Annotated in this window: 16 protein-coding genes, 1 riboswitch and 1 other annotated feature; of the genes, 7 read left to right on the forward strand and 9 right to left on the reverse strand. The window is 51.0% G+C overall.

The window, feature by feature from the left end; genetic code table 11:
• Position 1: 1 nt before the first annotated feature.
• Positions 2-179: riboswitch (cobalamin riboswitch) on the reverse strand.
• A 377-nt stretch (positions 180-556) separates the two neighbouring features.
• The 4 genes from BSPA111_RS03530 to dacD all read right to left on the reverse strand — a co-directional run bounded on the left by BSPA111_RS03530 (position 557) and on the right by dacD (position 4,140).
• Positions 557-877, reverse strand: a complete 321-nt coding sequence (locus BSPA111_RS03530; RefSeq protein ID WP_034496514.1) for a DUF496 family protein — start codon at positions 875-877, stop codon at positions 557-559.
• Between the two features lie 240 nt (positions 878-1,117).
• Complete coding sequence (locus BSPA111_RS03535) at positions 1,118-2,176, reverse strand: FUSC family protein (protein WP_183269805.1); 1,059 nt, start codon at positions 2,174-2,176, stop codon at positions 1,118-1,120.
• An 89-nt stretch (positions 2,177-2,265) separates the two neighbouring features.
• Complete coding sequence (sbmC, locus tag BSPA111_RS03540; RefSeq protein WP_183269806.1) at positions 2,266-2,736, reverse strand: DNA gyrase inhibitor SbmC; 471 nt, start codon at positions 2,734-2,736, stop codon at positions 2,266-2,268.
• Between the two features lie 237 nt (positions 2,737-2,973).
• On the reverse strand, positions 2,974-4,140 hold the full coding sequence (gene dacD / locus BSPA111_RS03545; RefSeq protein ID WP_183269807.1) for a serine-type D-Ala-D-Ala carboxypeptidase DacD: 1,167 nt from the start codon (positions 4,138-4,140) through the stop codon (positions 2,974-2,976).
• A 276-nt stretch (positions 4,141-4,416) separates the two neighbouring features.
• Here dacD and sbcB point away from each other — a divergent pair, with 276 nt between their 5' ends.
• Positions 4,417-5,844, forward strand: a complete 1,428-nt coding sequence (gene sbcB / locus BSPA111_RS03550; RefSeq protein WP_183269808.1) for an exodeoxyribonuclease I — start codon at positions 4,417-4,419, stop codon at positions 5,842-5,844.
• Between the two features lie 66 nt (positions 5,845-5,910).
• Here the strand turns inward: sbcB and BSPA111_RS03555 are convergent, their stop codons facing one another.
• From BSPA111_RS03555 to BSPA111_RS03575, 5 genes are all read right to left on the reverse strand, one after another.
• Positions 5,911-7,275 carry an APC family permease gene (locus tag BSPA111_RS03555; RefSeq protein WP_183269809.1) on the reverse strand — a complete coding sequence of 455 codons (1,365 nt, stop codon included), beginning with the start codon at positions 7,273-7,275 and terminating at the stop codon, positions 5,911-5,913.
• Complete coding sequence (yoeI, locus tag BSPA111_RS22785) at positions 7,265-7,327, reverse strand: membrane protein YoeI (protein ID WP_120063352.1); 63 nt, start codon at positions 7,325-7,327, stop codon at positions 7,265-7,267. Before yoeI ends, BSPA111_RS03555 begins: the two co-directional genes overlap by 11 nt.
• Positions 7,328-7,481: 154 nt before the next feature.
• The gene (gabT, locus tag BSPA111_RS03565) at positions 7,482-8,780 is read right to left on the reverse strand and encodes a 4-aminobutyrate--2-oxoglutarate transaminase (RefSeq protein ID WP_183269810.1); all 1,299 of its coding nucleotides are present in this window, start codon (positions 8,778-8,780) and stop codon (positions 7,482-7,484) included.
• Between the two features lie 126 nt (positions 8,781-8,906).
• Entirely contained in the window at positions 8,907-9,833 is a 927-nt protein-coding gene (locus BSPA111_RS03570; protein WP_183269811.1) for a LysR substrate-binding domain-containing protein, read from the reverse strand.
• A 38-nt stretch (positions 9,834-9,871) separates the two neighbouring features.
• A complete protein-coding gene (locus BSPA111_RS03575; protein ID WP_183269812.1) occupies positions 9,872-10,699 on the reverse strand; it encodes an SDR family oxidoreductase in 828 nt (275 codons plus the stop codon).
• 199 nt (positions 10,700-10,898) lie between these two features.
• Between BSPA111_RS03575 and hisL the strand changes: the two genes are divergently transcribed.
• The 6 genes from hisL to hisH all read left to right on the forward strand — a co-directional run bounded on the left by hisL (position 10,899) and on the right by hisH (position 16,028).
• Positions 10,899-10,949, forward strand: coding sequence for a his operon leader peptide (hisL, locus tag BSPA111_RS03580; RefSeq protein WP_139881539.1), 51 nt, complete (start codon positions 10,899-10,901; stop codon positions 10,947-10,949).
• Positions 10,925-11,047 (forward strand) — a sequence feature (His leader region). (Overlaps the previous gene by 25 nt.)
• Before the next feature lie 36 nt (positions 11,048-11,083).
• Positions 11,084-11,983, forward strand: a complete 900-nt coding sequence (gene hisG / locus BSPA111_RS03585; protein WP_183269813.1) for an ATP phosphoribosyltransferase — start codon at positions 11,084-11,086, stop codon at positions 11,981-11,983.
• 4 nt (positions 11,984-11,987) lie between these two features.
• Positions 11,988-13,295: a histidinol dehydrogenase gene (gene hisD, locus BSPA111_RS03590; RefSeq protein WP_183269814.1), complete on the forward strand. Its 1,308-nt coding sequence runs from the start codon at positions 11,988-11,990 to the stop codon at positions 13,293-13,295.
• A complete protein-coding gene (hisC, locus tag BSPA111_RS03595; RefSeq protein WP_183269815.1) occupies positions 13,292-14,374 on the forward strand; it encodes a histidinol-phosphate transaminase in 1,083 nt (360 codons plus the stop codon). Before hisD ends, hisC begins: the two co-directional genes overlap by 4 nt.
• Positions 14,371-15,438 (forward strand): bifunctional histidinol-phosphatase/imidazoleglycerol-phosphate dehydratase HisB, encoded by a 1,068-nt coding sequence (gene hisB / locus BSPA111_RS03600; RefSeq protein ID WP_183269816.1) that lies wholly within the window; start codon positions 14,371-14,373, stop codon positions 15,436-15,438. Before hisC ends, hisB begins: the two co-directional genes overlap by 4 nt.
• Positions 15,438-16,028 (forward strand): imidazole glycerol phosphate synthase subunit HisH, encoded by a 591-nt coding sequence (gene hisH / locus BSPA111_RS03605; RefSeq protein ID WP_183269817.1) that lies wholly within the window; start codon positions 15,438-15,440, stop codon positions 16,026-16,028. The genes hisB and hisH overlap by 1 nt, the downstream gene beginning before the upstream one ends.
• Positions 16,029-16,031 lie beyond the last annotated feature (3 nt).

Raw genomic sequence — 16,031 nt, forward strand, 5'->3', positions numbered from 1 at the left:
ATGACGGGTAAATCTGACTAGTCGGTCTTCTGGCTAAGCGTCATTCTCACCCGCCCTTCCCAATCAACAGATCAGTGGTTACGCGGGTTCGTCGGCATTACAGCAGCGGGGGCTGCGGGGGATTTTCACCCCCTTCCCAGCCACGGATTATTTGGGTAAATCGCGTGGCATAAACGAGTCAGTTGTCGATACAATTTTGTGCCGGATATATTTACCGGCCTGGCACATGATGACTAAAAAATCATGTGCATGAATACATAAACGCGGACACAGTGTAAAAGCTATAAGAAATCCTATGTTGCGCTATAACAATTTTTACTGATTTTTTAACCCTGTCTGAAGAAGATAAAAGGAATTTCACGATGAAAGTCAGTGACCAACATGATAGCTGTCACACGCAGCCGGGCATCTCGTGGTGAGTTGATTCAGGGAAGGATTGAGGGCAGCGCACGCTTTCTCGCGATAAAAAAAACCGCCAAAGCGGCGGTTTTTACAATAAATCATTTATACCCTAAATCATTCGAACTGCATCGTGGCAGCGGAACGATGACGGATATCAGTCGGCTTTGATTTCGCCCATGACTTTAAGTTTTTTGGAAATTTCACGACGTTCTTTGGAGAGCTCTGCGTTTTTGATGATGTAGTCATCAACACGGTCTTCATAGTCAGTCTTCATGCTGGCGATGATGCCCTGAATCGCTTCGATGCTCATACCTGGTTTGATGTAGTCGCTCAGGTTATCAAGCAGCAGAACACGTTTTGAGTTATCACGGATCTTTTTCTGAACGTCCTGGATTTCACGCTGCAGTTTGTTTTTGCGACGGAACAGACGCACGAACTCAAGCACGTCCTGGAAAGATGGTTTGGTTGGTTCCATTTTTATACCCCTGCTAATTTCATACTCGGATTCGTTAAGACAGCCGCCATCAGATTACTTTAATGGTAGCGGCGGCCGCTGACAATTCTTTTACCCCATCATACTTGGGGATGCTCCGTACGACTTCAAGCTGCGTGATACAAGGCGACAACCCGAACAGTACAGGCGATTGGTCTATTTCGCTATCTTAACCTCAAAAGCTGCTGAATCGAAACCAGCAATTCACCTCAGGTTAAGCAATTATTTACGTAACGCGCGGCAGATCAACTGCGAAAGCAATTCTAGTTGACGAGCAAGCTCCAGACTCAACCAGACGTAGCCATGAATCGGTGTTTCCTGAAGTTTCCCATTTTGGCCATTTTGCATCAGCTCGTGCAGCTCACTGACGATTTCACTCAGTTTTTCATTGTTTGCCGATATTGGCGACGGGTTGCCATCGTGTAACGCCCGAGCGATAGCGGCAAGCGTGCCCTGGGTCATTTGTTGCGTTTCGCGCAAAGTATGAGCATTGATCATCAGAAAATGGCTTTCCCTGGATGCCCAATAAGCGTTGACCTGCAGTTCGAGTGTGCACACCATATTGCGACTAACCGTTTGAATCGCCTCTAAAATCGACTTTTGAATATGCGTCTCTTTACTGCTCGGGCCAATCAGCGCCCGCATTCTCACCACATCGCCAAGCACCTTCTGTAAGTGTTTTTCAAGGCGCGGGCGCTCTAATAAGTTAGGTGAAAATCCGGCGTTGTAAACCCGGCCAAAGGCGGTGACGAAGTTCGCCATTTGTATGCGCCAGTGGATAAAGGCACGCTGGGGATAAATGCTGGTAAAGAGCATGGCCAGTAGTGAGCCAAAGATAACGTCGCCGCTACGCCAAAGGGCAATCTCCATGTCCCCCGCTGGAGCCCCCACCACGACGGCAAGGGTGATTCCAATTAGCAGCGCCTGGTACGGACGCTTCCCCAAAGCCAGATAGCCGCAGATAAACATGGCGATTGCACACCAGACCAACATGAGCGGGAGCGAAAACAGTTCAAGTTTCAGCGCCACAAGCCCCATGGCAGCACCGCAAATCGTTCCCCCAATACGCTCAAAGGCGCGGGGCACGACGTTACCCCAGAAAGAGATCGGCCCCATCACAACCACGAGTGTGATTAGCGGCCACGTCCCTTCGGGCACTTTCAGAAGATGAACAATCAAAAATGTGAGAACAAATGCCAGCGCGATGCGGATACCATGCACTGTACGATAGTTGCGGTAAATGCGGATCTCAAATGGGCTTAGTGATTTATCTGGACGCACACTCAGCTCCCCTGGAAATAAAAACGGGATTGTACCTGTTTTTTTTGAGCGGACATCACAAAGTTAGGGGGCATATGCCCCCTTTAGCATCAGACTTGATCTGCCACCGGAATATACATGTCTATTTCCCACACGCCACTTTCTGAGCCGTCGTTCAGATAGTGTTCAAAGCAGGGTTTACCGGTTATCTGGTAGCTATTGCTGGCAAGAACGCTGTCAAAAAAGAGATTCCACGGTTTCGCAAAATCGCCGTCATCAACGCGGGCACGGGCCACCGCATACTGCCCCCCCTGGATACCGGTGACGATGACGCCTTCGCTGTTATCCGGCACGGTAAAGTTTTCGCTCACCGAGACAACGGTGTCGCAACGCAATTTCTCTGCAGGCACCAAATCGGGATTGTCGTAATAAACCGCCAGCCACTCCTCACCGACGATTTTGTGGGTTTTTACCCACAGGGCAAGTTGTTCAAAACCTTGATGAACCGTTTGCTCCCACGGCCCAACCATATGAAAACCAGCAACTTTACGCTCGTGGACTTGTTGTACGTTAAATTCCATATGACCTCCTGACCTGATTAAAAAACACTGTATATTTATACACCACTCTAGTGCAGGGAAACAATCCTTTGTCAGGGTGATGTGGTTACTTTGCGAGCATGATCGCTTTTCGCAAAACTTCCGACCGTTTAGTCATCGTTGGTTGAGCGCCGTCGTAAAGCATCGTTGTAGAGCATAGTACAGCCAATAAAAACGGGCCGACATTCCTGCCGGCCCGTTGTGTACGCGTGTGATGAATTACAGTTTGTGGCTGATGTAGTCACCCAGGCGCGACCAGGTACTGCCCTTTTTGACGTCAGTTAGCGTCACCAACGGCCAGTGCGCAATGAGTTTGTCGCGATCAAAGAGCTCGATTTCCCCCACATGTTGGTTGGCAGCAATTGGCGCTTCAATCTCCTGATTATCGAGAATATATTTGGCTTTAATGTTCGGGACTTCAGATTTTGGCAGAGCTAAATAAACATCCTGATTGGTCCCGACTTCGATCTGCTTTTTATCGCCATACCAGATAGCTTCAGTACCAATTTTTTTGCCTTTATGCAGAACCTGCACGGTATCGAAGTTATCCTGGCCCCAATGCAGCAGTTTACGCGCCTGATCTTCGCGCCCTTTTGGACTTTCCGCCCCCATCACCACGGCAATCAAACGGCGCTCGCCGACGACGCTCGAGGCGATAAGGTTAAAACCAGCACTCGCGGTGTGGCCGGTTTTCAGTCCATCCACATTCAGCCCTTTGTCCCACAACAAGCCATTACGGTTTTGTTGCGTGATGCCGTTCCAGGTGAGGCTGCGCTCGCTGTACATGTGATAAAAATCGGGTTCGCCATGGATTATCGCTCGTGAAAGTACAGCAAGATCATAAGCGGTGCTGTGCTGGCCTGGGGCATCCAGGCCATGAACCGTTTCGAAATGGGTGTCGCGCAGGTGGAGTTGTTGCACGTATTTATTCATCATTGCCACAAATTGCGGCTGCCCACCGGCCACATAATCGGCAAGCGCAACACAGGCATCATTCCCGGAGTCAATAATCAGCCCGCGACTTAAGTCATGCACGGTCAGGCGGTCGCCCGCTTTCAGGAACATCAGCGACGAGCCATCAAATACCGGATTGCCTTTTGCCCAGGCATCCTTACCGACGGTCACCATATCGTTTGCCGAGATCCGGCCGCTATCAATCGCACGATCGACCACGTAGCCGGTCATCAGTTTGGTCAGACTCGCTGGATTGCGTCGCACATGCTCATTTTCCGCAGCCAGAATTTGCCCGGTGGTGTAATCCATCAATACCCACGAGCCCGCCTGAATTTGTGGTGGAGGTGGTGCATTAACAAAGGTGTCGTCGGCAAAAGCGGAGTGAACAGAAAATGACAGCAAGGTACAAACAGCAAACAGACGGATCTTCAACGATATATCCTCGGTAACAATTAATTCAGCCGCCTCTTTTACTGCAGTTTGTGACTTTTTTCGCAATTAAATTGCAAAAAGATATGAATGCGATCACTCACATACCGTTGACGAATACGTTATTCAGTCATTGCGGAGACTTCTTGCAAGGCTGTTAATGGTTTACCATTGGCTTATGCAACACCCGACATCAATGATTGACACATGGAGAGGGTTTTAGTGGGATTTCAGTTTAATAACAGCACGTTAAACAACACTCAAGGGCGGAAGTAAACCGTGGACAATACAACGCAACAACCGACCTTCCTTTTTCATGACTACGAAACTTTCGGTAAAAGCCCGTCACTCGACCGCCCTGCGCAATTCGCGGCCATCCGCACTGACTCTGAATTTAACGTTATTGGCGAACCGGAAGTCTTTTACTGCAAACCGGCGGATGACTATCTGCCTCAGCCTGAAGCGGTAATGATTACCGGTATAACGCCGCAACTAGCCCTGGCGCGTGGCGTAAATGAAGCGGATTTTGCAAAGCGCATCCACTCTATTTTTACCCTGCCGAAGACGTGTGTTGTCGGCTACAACAATGTGCGTTTCGATGACGAAGTTACGCGCAATATTTTCTATCGTAACTTTTATGATCCGTATGGCTGGAGCTGGCAGAACGATAACTCGCGCTGGGATTTGCTCGATGTCATGCGCGCCTGCTATGCGCTTCGACCGGAAGGCATTGTCTGGCCGGAGAACGATGAAGGGTTGCCGAGTTTCCGCCTCGAACATTTGACCAAGGCCAACGGTATTGAACATGCTAACGCACATGATGCAATGTCGGACGTGTACGCCACCATCGCAATGGCGCAACTGGTCAAAACTCGCCAACCGCGCCTGTTTGATTATCTCTACAGCCACCGCTCAAAGCACAAACTCACCACATTGATTGATATTGTGCAGATGAAACCGCTGGTACATGTTTCGGGCATGTTTGGCGCGTGGCGCGGTAACACCAGCTGGATTGCCCCACTTGCCTGGCATCCTGATAATCGAAATGCAGTAATAATGGTCGATTTGGCGGGTGATATTTCACCGCTGCTGGAACTGGATGCTGATGCATTGCGCGAGCGGTTGTATACGCCGAAATCCGCACTGGGCGATACGGCGGCCGTACCTATCAAACTGGTGCATCTTAATAAATGTCCGGTGCTGGCAGTGGCCAACACCCTCCGCCCAGAAGATGCAGAACGTTTAGGTATCGATCGCCAACATTGCCTGGAAAACCTGAAATTGTTGCGTGAGCACCCTTCAGTGCGCGAAAAAGCCGTGGCTATTTTTGCTGAGGCAGAGCCTTTTGTGCCTTCAGATAATGTCGATGCGCAGCTGTACAATGGCTTTTTCAGCGACGCCGACCGCGCAGCCATGCGCATTGTGCTGCAGACCGATCCGCAGAATTTGCCTGCGCTGGATATTACGTTTGCCGATAAGCGTATTGAAAAATTGCTGTTCAATTATCGTGCGCGTAACTTCCCTGGCACTCTGGATGAGGCCGAACAGCAGCGCTGGTTGCAGCACCGTCGTGATGTGTTGTCTCAGGAAGCGTTGCAAGCCTACGCACAAGAACTGGAAGCGCTCTATAACCTGCATGAAGATGATAAAGAAAAGACCGCGTTACTTAAGGCATTGTTTGAGTACGCGCAGTTTCTGGTAGGTTAACAACCTGGCGGGAAGACAGATACAAAAAAGGCTCTCGAATCGAGAGCCTTTTTTTCGACATAAGCTTTACGCTAAGTCTTCGTTGAATTGTGGAACCGGGTTGCGGAAGCGACGAGTCACGAATGCCAGATAGGTCAGGCCAATAGCCGCCCAAATCAGGCCCAGAATCATCGAGCTTTCTTCCAGGTTAATCCACAACGCACCTACTGTCAGTGCGCCACATGTTGGCAGCACCAGATAGTTGATGTGATCTTTGATAGTTTTGTTACGGCCTTCGCGGATCCAGAACTGGGAAATCACCGACAGGTTAACGAAGGTGAACGCCACCAGCGCACCAAAGTTAATCAGTGCCGTTGCGGTTACCAGGTCAAACTTCACGGCGAACAGCGCAATGATACCCACCAGAACCACGTTTAGCGCAGGAGTACGCCATTTCGGATGAATGTAACCGAAGAAACGCTCCGGGAACACGCCATCACGGCCCATAACATACATCAAGCGAGATACACCCGCATGTGCCGCCATACCTGAAGCCAGAACGGTAACACAGGAGAAAATCAGGATACCGAACTGGAAGGCTTTGCCTGCCACGAACAGCATAATTTCTGGCTGTGACGCATCCGGATCCTGGAAGCGAGAAATATCCGGGAAGTACAGTTGCAGGAAGTAAGACACCACAACGAAGATCACGCCGCCAATCAGGGCAGTCAGGAAAATCGCTTTCGGGATGACACGGCCTGCATCTTTGGTTTCTTCAGACAGCGAGCTAATACCGTCAAATCCGAGGAACGAGAAGCATAATATGGTCGCGCCGGTGATCATCGGCACCACGTTTGCGTTCTCAGACCAGAATGGACGTGTACTGGCTAACGTGCCGGCACCTTCGCCATTGGCAACGCCGTAAATCACCAGACCGGTAATCACAACCATCACAACCATCTGCAATACAACAATAAGGCTGTTGAAGTTTGCCACGGTTTTAATGCCGCGCAGGTTGGAGATAGTCATGAAGCCAACCAGAAGCACCACGAAAATCCACGACGGGATAGACGGTACTAAGGCTTCAAAATAGATTTTAGCCAGCAGAATGTTGATCATCGGCATAAACAGATAATCAAGCAACGCCGACCAGCCCACCATAAAGCCAACCACCGGGTGGATTGCTTTTTGAGCGTAGGTATAAGCGGAACCCGCAGACGGGAAGCGGCGTACTAGCTTTCCATAACTTAACGCGGTGAACAAAATTGCCACAAGGGCAAACGCGTAAGCCGTAGCGACATGTCCGTCGGTAAGGCCAGATACTATCCCAAATGTATCGAACAAGGTCATCGGCTGCATATAAGCCAGACCCATCATAACTACCGGAATGAGCGTAAGGCTCTTACGGAGTTCAACACGAGATTTTGCACCTGCGGTGACGTTAAGCGACATGGTCATTCCCCCAAACGGCGAATACATGCGCAAAAGCAAAAAGCTGCCCCATCTAAATTTCCTCGGCGACACGACTGTCGTTTTTTAAAAGCTAGTATCTATCCGGTACGAAGCCCGGCCTCTTGGTTTTTTTGGCGGATGCCTGTTTGACTGCTTGAACTTAATGCAAAAAAATAACCGACGCGTTTAACGTCGGTTTTTTGTTCTCATTTAGTGAGGCGCGTATTTTGCACTAATTCGAGGCAAGAAGACAAGATGTTGAGGCCCTCATTAACAATTTCTTTTTCAGCTGTTAATGGGACAAGAAAACGAATCACATTCGCACGCACGCCACAGGACAATAAAACCAGCCCCTGCTTGCCTGCTTCTTTGACAAGTGCCTGAGTTAATTCTTTATTCGGACGATGGCTGTCACGCTCTTCGACCAGCTCCATCGCAATCATCGCGCCGTATCCACGCACATCGCCGATGCAGTCAAATTGCTCTGCCATTTCCTGTAAACGATGGGTGATTTGCTCACCAATGACCTGCGCGCGTTGATTGAGATTTTCTTTCTCTATTATGTCAGTGACTGCCAGCGCCGCCGCAATCGCCACAGGCGACCCGGCATAAGTACCGCCCAGACCGCCCGGCATCGCTTTATCAAACAGCGATTTCTTGCCGACTAGCGCAGACAGCGGGAAGCCTCCGGCCAGGCTTTTCGCCATGGTGACGAGATCCGGTTCCACGCCGCTGTGTTCTATGGCAAAGGTTTTACCGGTCCGGCAGAAACCACTTTGAATTTCGTCGGCAATCAATACGATCCCATGCTTGTCGCATAGGGTGCGCAGTTGTTTCATAAAGGACGTTGAGGCTGCATAAAAGCCCCCTTCCCCCTGCACCGGTTCAATAATGATGGCGGCAACTTCGTCAGGAGAGACATCCGCGGCAAAAATACCCGCCAGTGACGCCAGTGCCTGAGTGTCACTCACACCGAGATAAGCCGCAGGATAAGGAGCGTGATAAATTCCGGCCGGGAATGGGCCGTAGCCTTTTTTATAGGGCTGAACTTTACCGGTTAATGCCATGCCCAGCAGAGTGCGGCCGTGGAACGCGCCACGAAACGCAATTATAGCCGAGCGCCCGGTCGCAATACGTGCCACTTTGATGGCATTTTCGACCGCCTCCGCCCCCGTTGTCAGGAACAAAGTCTGGCAAGGCTCGCTAATCGGCACCAGTTGATTAAGCCGTTCGGCAAGCTCGATATAATTGCCATAAGGCGTGACCTGGAAACAAGGATGGGTAAATTGTTCTAGCTGTTGACGCACAGCATCAATCACTGCGGGATGGTTATGCCCGGTATTCAGCACCGCAATACCAGAAGCGAAATCAATATAGCGTTTGCCTTCAACGTCCCAAATTTCCGCATTTTTCGCTTTTTCAATATAGACCGGCAACGCATTGCCGACTCCATGCGGAACTGCTTGCTCACGCCGTGACTGCCATTGCTGATTGGTTTGCTTCATAGAGACTCCTTGCGCACAAAAAACCTCTGCAAAACAAAGCAGAGGAGAGAATTTAAACGCGAAGACATTTTAAGAAGAGATACAGACCCAGTATTAACCATAGATGTGACGGGAAAACCGCGCCACTCACCCATTCGTATTATTTTTCGAGGTTCCGTATACCACGGCGACTTCAGGATTATTGACGATTTGCTCCCGCCACCACTCGCTGGCAAGGCCTGCAGTTTGCTCGTTCCAGCCAATCCACACTGGGACAAACGGCACATGGGAAATGACTTGTTTTTCGACCAGCACTCCACTTTCAATAAAACGCTGCGCCATGTAACGGGGAACGTAGCCGCATCCGATGCCGCTTATCTGCAATTCGAGCTTGGTTTTGAAGTCAAAGACCGTGATAGCATCTTGATCTTCGAGTAAATGCATCGAACGTGACGGTTCAAGGCGGGAAGTATCCCCCACGATGACTGCGCGACTGCGTTTTATCACGCGACGATTCAACGGCTCTTCGGCGTCAGCCAGCGGATGGTGCGGGGCGACGACAAACACGCTTTCGAGCTGGCCGAGCAAGGTAAACCCGAAGCCACTGATGGATGGAGGGTCGCTCATTGCACCCACAATAATATCTGCTCGCCCTTCGGTGAGGGCTTCCCATGAACCACCCAATACGCCGTTGATGAATTTCAGCCGTGTCACGCTGTAACTTTTATAGAACGCTTCGATGAGAGGTGTCAGCAGTGAAAAGGGAAATGAATCGTCCACCCCGATTACCAGTTCGTTCTCCCATCCCTGATGAAGCTTGATGGCTTGTTGTTCAAGTTCGCGTACGGTATGCAGCACTTCCCGACCTTTTTCCAGAAGAAGCTGACCCGTTCGCGTAAATCGCGCACGATGACCAGAGCGATCGAGGATCTGGATATTGAGATCGTTTTCGAGTTTTTGCACGGTGTAACTGAGCGCGGAAGGGGTTTTAAAGAGCTTTGTTGCCGCCGCAGCAAAGCTCCCTTCTTTATCGAGGGTATCGAGAATTATCAACACATCCAGCAGTGGTTTCATACTCGTTCCTGACAGTCACGAGTAATGCCCCACAGCGGTTACTGCATGGGCATTACCAGCGGGTTTGGATACTGATATTCAAACCCAAGTTCGTTGCAGATACGGTTGCCATCCACCAGCTTACCGCGGCCATTTTGCGCTTCAGTTCGGAAGTTTGGTGCATCGAGATTCATCTGGCGCGCCATCAAAGAATAGAATTCGGCACGCGATGGGTGATCGGGCGCACATAAATTATAGATGTGACCGCCCTTTGGAGCCTGTAACAACAGTGTAATTGCTGAAATGACATCTTCCAGATGCACCAGATTGACGCCATGCGCCCCATTCGCCACATCCGTTTTTCCTGCTAAAAAGCGTCCTGGATGGCGTTCCGGCCCGACCAAACCCGCCAGACGCAGAATATCGACCGACGTTCCCGGTAAATCATGCAGCCAGGTTTCGAGCTCTTTAAGTACGCGGCCACTGGCGGTAACCGGCTCAAGCGGAGACGTTTCTTTCACCACCCCTTCTCTTTCGCCATACACCGAGGTGGAGCTAGTAAAAATGATGCGCGGAATATCGTGCGCTAACGCGCTATCGACAATTTCCTGCACCGCCTGCAGATAGAAATCGTCGCCTTCACCCGTACGGCGAGCGGGCAGAGTAATCACCAGCGCATCAACATCGAGCAGCGCATCGAGATCGTCACTGTCGCAGATCAGTTCAGGCGTCAGCTGCAATTGATAGCTGTCGATTCCACTCATCCGTGCAGCCTCTACTCCGTCGAGTGTGGTTTTACTGCCTGTCACTTGCCAGCCGCGCGCTGATAAAGACATCGCAAGCGGCATCCCAAGCCACCCTAACCCGACAATCGCAACCTTTTTCATGCCTTCTCTCCTGGATTGCAGCATATCTCTCTGCTGTACTTTTGAACCCTGTAATAAGGCTACGCCACGTTACGACAACTAACAATCAGTGGCGCTAAACAGAATATTAATTGAGAGGATAAAAAGCCCTTGCACTGAAAGGCGAATCTGGTTTAGGTTATTTGCACAGACAATGAATACTCATTTATACGAGAATTTTATGACACGCGTTCAATTTACTATCCACCATCATCACCATCACCCTGACTAGTCTTTCAGGCGATGTGTGCTGGAAGATGAAAAAATCTTCCACTGGTGCATGAACGAGTCAAAAAGCCCCCGGAAGATTTCTTCCGGGGGCTTTTTTTTGGGCGTCAGAAAAGAATTTATAAGAGGAATCTACCCATGTTAGACAACAACCGTTTACGCATAGCTATTCAGAAATCTGGCCGTTTGAGCGATGACTCACGCGAATTACTGGCTCGCTGCGGCATAAAAATTAACTTGCACACGCAGCGCCTGATTGCCATGGCAGAAAACATGCCTATTGATATTCTGCGTGTGCGTGATGACGACATCCCAGGGCTTGTGATGGACGGTGTTGTAGACCTCGGCATCATTGGTGAAAACGTACTGGAAGAAGAGCTACTGAACCGCCGCGCTCAGGGCGATGACCCGCGTTACTTCACCCTGCGTCGTCTTGATTTCGGTGGCTGTCGTTTTTCACTGGCGATTTCCGTTGATGACCCTTGGGATGGTCCAGCAAGCCTTAACAATAAGCGCATTGCGACTTCTTACCCTCACATCCTCAAGCGCTATCTTGATAGTAAAGGCGTGCAATTTAAATCCTGCTTATTAAACGGTTCTGTTGAAGTGGCTCCACGTGCCGGTCTTGCTGACGCTATTTGCGACCTGGTTTCTACGGGTGCAACGCTTGAAGCCAACGGCCTGCGTGAAGTTGAAGTGATTTACCGCTCCAAAGCGTGCCTGATTCAGCGTGATGGAGAAATGGACTCGGCGAAACAACAGCTTATCGACAAGTTAATGACCCGTATTCAGGGCGTGATTCAGGCGCGTGAATCGAAATACATCATGCTCCATGCACCAAGCGAGCGTCTGGACGAAATCGTTGCTCTGCTCCCAGGTGCTGAACGTCCAACAATTCTGCCGCTCGCAGGCGACCAGCAGCGCGTCGCGATGCACATGGTCAGTAGCGAAACCCTGTTCTGGGAAACCATGGAAAAACTGAAAGCGCTGGGTGCCAGTTCCATTCTGGTGTTACCAATTGAGAAGATGATGGAGTAACACCATGGCAAACTTCAATACGTTGATTAACTGGAATGAATGTGATGAGGCGGCGCAACAAGCATTGCTGACTCGCCCGGCGATTTCGGCGTCGGAAAGCATTACCCGCACGGTCGCAGATATTCTTAATAATGTGAAAGCTCGCGGCGATTCGGCATTGCGCGAATACAGCGCGAAATTTGATAAAACGATCGTTGATCAACTCAAAGTCAGCGAGAGCGAAATTGACGCCGCTGTGGCACGCCTGGGTTCTGATATTAAAGACGCGATGGCCGTTGCGGTGGCGAATATCGAAAAATTCCACGTCGCTCAGCAGTTGGCAACGGTGGATATCGAAACCATGCCTGGCGTACGCTGCCAGCAGGTGACTCGCCCGGTTGCGTCTGTCGGCCTTTATATTCCTGGCGGTTCAGCGCCGCTGTTTTCAACTGTATTGATGCTTGCCACACCGGCACGTATTGCAGGCTGCAAAAAAGTGGTGCTGTGCTCACCACCACCGATTGCTGATGAGATTTTGTATGCCGCACAGCTTTGTGGCGTGCAGGAAGTGTTTCAGGTTGGCGGCGCGCAGGCGATTGCCGCACTGGCTCTGGGCACTGAAAGCATTCCGAAAGTGGATAAAATCTTTGGACCTGGTAACGCTTTTGTGACTGAAGCAAAACGCCAGGTTAGCCAGCGTCTTGATGGAGCGGCTATCGACATGCCCGCCGGCCCTTCGGAGGTTTTGGTGATTGCCGATAGCGGCGCAACACCTGATTTTGTAGCCTCCGACCTGCTTTCCCAGGCTGAGCACGGCCCAGATTCACAAGTGATTCTACTGACGCCGGACAGTGCGATGGCGCAGTCCGTCGCCGAAGTCGTTGAACGCCAGTTGGCCGCATTACCACGTGCCGAAACGGCGCGTAAAGCACTGGAAAGTAGCCGTTTGATTGTTGCTCGCGATCTTGAGCAGTGTATTGAAATTTCTAACCAGTACGGTCCCGAGCATCTGATTATTCAGACCCGCAATGCCCGTGATTTAGTTGATAGCATTACCAGCGCCGGTTCGGTGTTCCTCGGTGACTGGTCACCGGAATCCGCAGGCGACTACGCTTCGGGTACTAACCATGTGCTGCCGACTTATGGCTACACTTCGACCTGTTCAAGCCTAGGATTGGCTGATTTCCAGAAACGCATGACGGTTCAGGAACTCTCGCCACAAGGTTTCGCAAGTCTTGCTAAAACCATTGAAACGCTGGCCGCTGCCGAGCTGCTGGATGCCCACAAAAACGCCGTTACCCTGCGCCTTGCTGCGCTCAAGGAGATGCAATGAGCATTATAGAGTTAGCCCGCGAAAATGTCCGCGCCCTGACCCCTTATCAGTCGGCCCGCCGTCTGGGTGGTAATGGCGATGTGTGGTTGAACGCCAACGAATATCCAACTGCTGTTGAGTATGAGCTGAAGCAACAGACACTGAATCGTTATCCTGAATGCCAGCCAAAGCTTGTGATTGAGCGCTACGCTGAATATGCAGGCGTAAAACCAGAACAGGTGTTAGTCAGTCGTGGTGCGGATGAAGGTATCGAACTGTTAATCCGCGTTTTCTGTGAACCCGGCAAAGATGCGGTGCTCTACTGCCCGCCGACGTATGGTATGTACACCGTGAGCGCTGAAGCCAGCGGCGTGGAATGCCGCACCGTGCCAACACTTAAAGACTGGCAGCTCGATTTACCGGCCATTGCAGAAAATCTTGATGGCGTGAAAGTGATTTACGTTTGCAGTCCAAACAACCCAACCGGACAGTTGATTAACCCGCAAGATCTTCGTGTATTGCTGGAGATGGCGCGTGGAAAAGCACTGGTGGTTGCCGACGAGGCCTATATTGAGTTTTGCCCACAGGCGACACTGGCTGGCTGGTTAAATGAGTATCCGCACCTGGTTATCCTGCGCACGCTTTCCAAAGCCTTTGCGCTGGCGGGTCTGCGCTGCGGCTTCACCCTGGCAAATGAAGAAGTGATTAATTTGCTGATGAAAGTCATCGCGCCTTATCCACTTTCCACGCCGGTTGCCGATATCGCCGCTCAGGCATTAAGCCCGCAGGGTATTAATGCCATGCGCGAACGCGTGGCGGAGATCCTTGTCAATCGTCAGTATCTGATCACTTCGTTGCAGAACGTTGACTGCGTTGAGCAGGTTTTCGATTCTGAAACTAATTACGTTCTGGCGCGTTTCACGGCATCAAGTGCTGTATTTAAATCTCTGTGGGATCAGGGCATTATCTTACGAGACCAGAATAAACAACCATCGTTAAGCGGCTGCCTGCGTATTAGCGTCGGCACTCGTACTGAATGCGAGCGCACCATTGCTGCGTTGCGTGAACAACCCGGCCTGACGGCCACGGAGGGCGTGTGAGCCAGAAAATTCTTTTTATCGACCGTGACGGTACTTTAATTTCCGAGCCACCTTCAGATTTTCAGGTGGATCGTATGGATAAACTGGCCTTTGAGCCTGCGGTGATCCCCGCCCTGCTTCAATTACAAAAAGCGGGCTACAAGCTGGTGATGATCACCAATCAAGATGGTTTGGGGACCGACAGTTTCCCGCAAGCAGATTTCGACGGTCCGCACAACTTGATGATGCAGGTGTTTACTTCTCAGGGCGTGAGTTTTGATGACGTACTGATTTGCCCGCATTTACCAACAGATAACTGCGAATGCCGCAAGCCAAAACTGGCGATGGTGAAAGGCTACCTGGAAGAAGGCGTTCTGGATAAGCCAAACAGCTATGTGATCGGCGACCGTGCGACCGACATCGAACTGGCCGCAAACATGGGGATTCAGGGTTTACGCTACCACGGTGAAACACTGAACTGGCCGATGATCAGCGACCAGTTAACCAAACGCGACCGCTACGCGCACGTTGAACGCGCCACCAAAGAGACGCAAATTGACGTGCAAGTGTGGCTCGACCGCGAAGGTGGCAGCAAAATTAACACCGGCGTGGGTTTCTTCGACCACATGCTGGACCAGATTGCCACCCACGGCGGCTTCCGCATGAACATTAGCGTAAAAGGCGACCTTTACATTGATGATCACCACACTGTAGAAGACACCGGCCTGGCACTCGGCGAAGCACTGAAAATCGCGCTGGGTGATAAACGCGGTATTACACGCTTTGGCTTTACCTTGCCGATGGACGAATGTCTGGCCCGCTGTGCGCTGGATATTTCTGGCCGTCCGCATCTTGAATATAAAGCGGAGTACAACTTCCAGCGCGTGGGCGATTTGAGCACCGAAATGGTAGAACACTTCTTCCGTTCGCTCTCTTACACCATGGGGGTGACTCTCCACCTGAAAACCAAAGGCAAAAACGACCATCACCGTGTCGAAAGCCTGTTTAAAGTCTTTGGTCGCACATTACGCCAGGCGATTCGGGTTGAAGGCGACACGCTGCCCTCCTCGAAAGGAGTGTTGTAATGGACGTCGTGATCCTTGATACCGGCTGCGCCAACCTGCACTCGGTAAAGTCGGCTATTCAACGTCACGGCTATGAACCCGTGGTGAGCCGTGATCCGGAAGTGGTACTGCGTGCCGATAAACTCTTTTTGCCCGGTGTGGGCACAGCTCAGGCGGCAATGAACCAAATCCGCGAGCGCGATCTGGTCGAGCTGATTAAGGCATGTACCCAACCGGTGCTGGGGATTTGTCTTGGTATGCAGCTTTTAGGCTCGCGCAGCGACGAAAGCAACGGCGTGGAAATGCTCGGCATCATTGAAGAACCGGTGCTGAAAATGGTCGACCACGGTTTGCCTTTGCCACACATGGGCTGGAACCGCGTTTATCCAAAAGCAGGCGACCGCTTGTTCCGGGGTATCGACGATGGCGACTATTTTTACTTTGTGCACAGCTACGCCATGCCAGTGTGTGCGAATACTATCGCCCAGGCCAGCTACGGCGAACCGTTCACCGCAGCCATTCAAAGAGATAACTTCTTTGGCGTGCAATTCCACCCGGAGCGTTCGGGTGCAGCAGGCGCAAAATTACTGAAAAACTTCCTGGAGATGTAAGCA

The organism is Buttiauxella sp. A111 (assembly GCF_014189855.1).
In the GTDB taxonomy this organism is placed as follows: domain Bacteria; phylum Pseudomonadota; class Gammaproteobacteria; order Enterobacterales; family Enterobacteriaceae; genus Buttiauxella; species Buttiauxella selenatireducens.

Coding starts and splice junctions, on each gene's coding strand:
- BSPA111_RS03530 (WP_034496514.1), bottom strand. CDS start 877: ATGGAACCAACCAAACCATCTTTCCAGGACGTGCTTGAGTTCGTGCGT.
- sbmC (WP_183269806.1), bottom strand. CDS start 2,736: ATGGAATTTAACGTACAACAAGTCCACGAGCGTAAAGTTGCTGGTTTT.
- BSPA111_RS03555 (WP_183269809.1), bottom strand. CDS start 7,275: ATGTCGCTTAACGTCACCGCAGGTGCAAAATCTCGTGTTGAACTCCGT.
- gabT (WP_183269810.1), bottom strand. CDS start 8,780: ATGAAGCAAACCAATCAGCAATGGCAGTCACGGCGTGAGCAAGCAGTT.
- BSPA111_RS03570 (WP_183269811.1), bottom strand. CDS start 9,833: ATGAAACCACTGCTGGATGTGTTGATAATTCTCGATACCCTCGATAAA.
- BSPA111_RS03575 (WP_183269812.1), bottom strand. CDS start 10,699: ATGAAAAAGGTTGCGATTGTCGGGTTAGGGTGGCTTGGGATGCCGCTT.
- hisG (WP_183269813.1), top strand. CDS start 11,084: ATGTTAGACAACAACCGTTTACGCATAGCTATTCAGAAATCTGGCCGT.
- hisD (WP_183269814.1), top strand. CDS start 11,988: ATGGCAAACTTCAATACGTTGATTAACTGGAATGAATGTGATGAGGCG.
- hisC (WP_183269815.1), top strand. CDS start 13,292: ATGAGCATTATAGAGTTAGCCCGCGAAAATGTCCGCGCCCTGACCCCT.
- hisH (WP_183269817.1), top strand. CDS start 15,438: ATGGACGTCGTGATCCTTGATACCGGCTGCGCCAACCTGCACTCGGTA.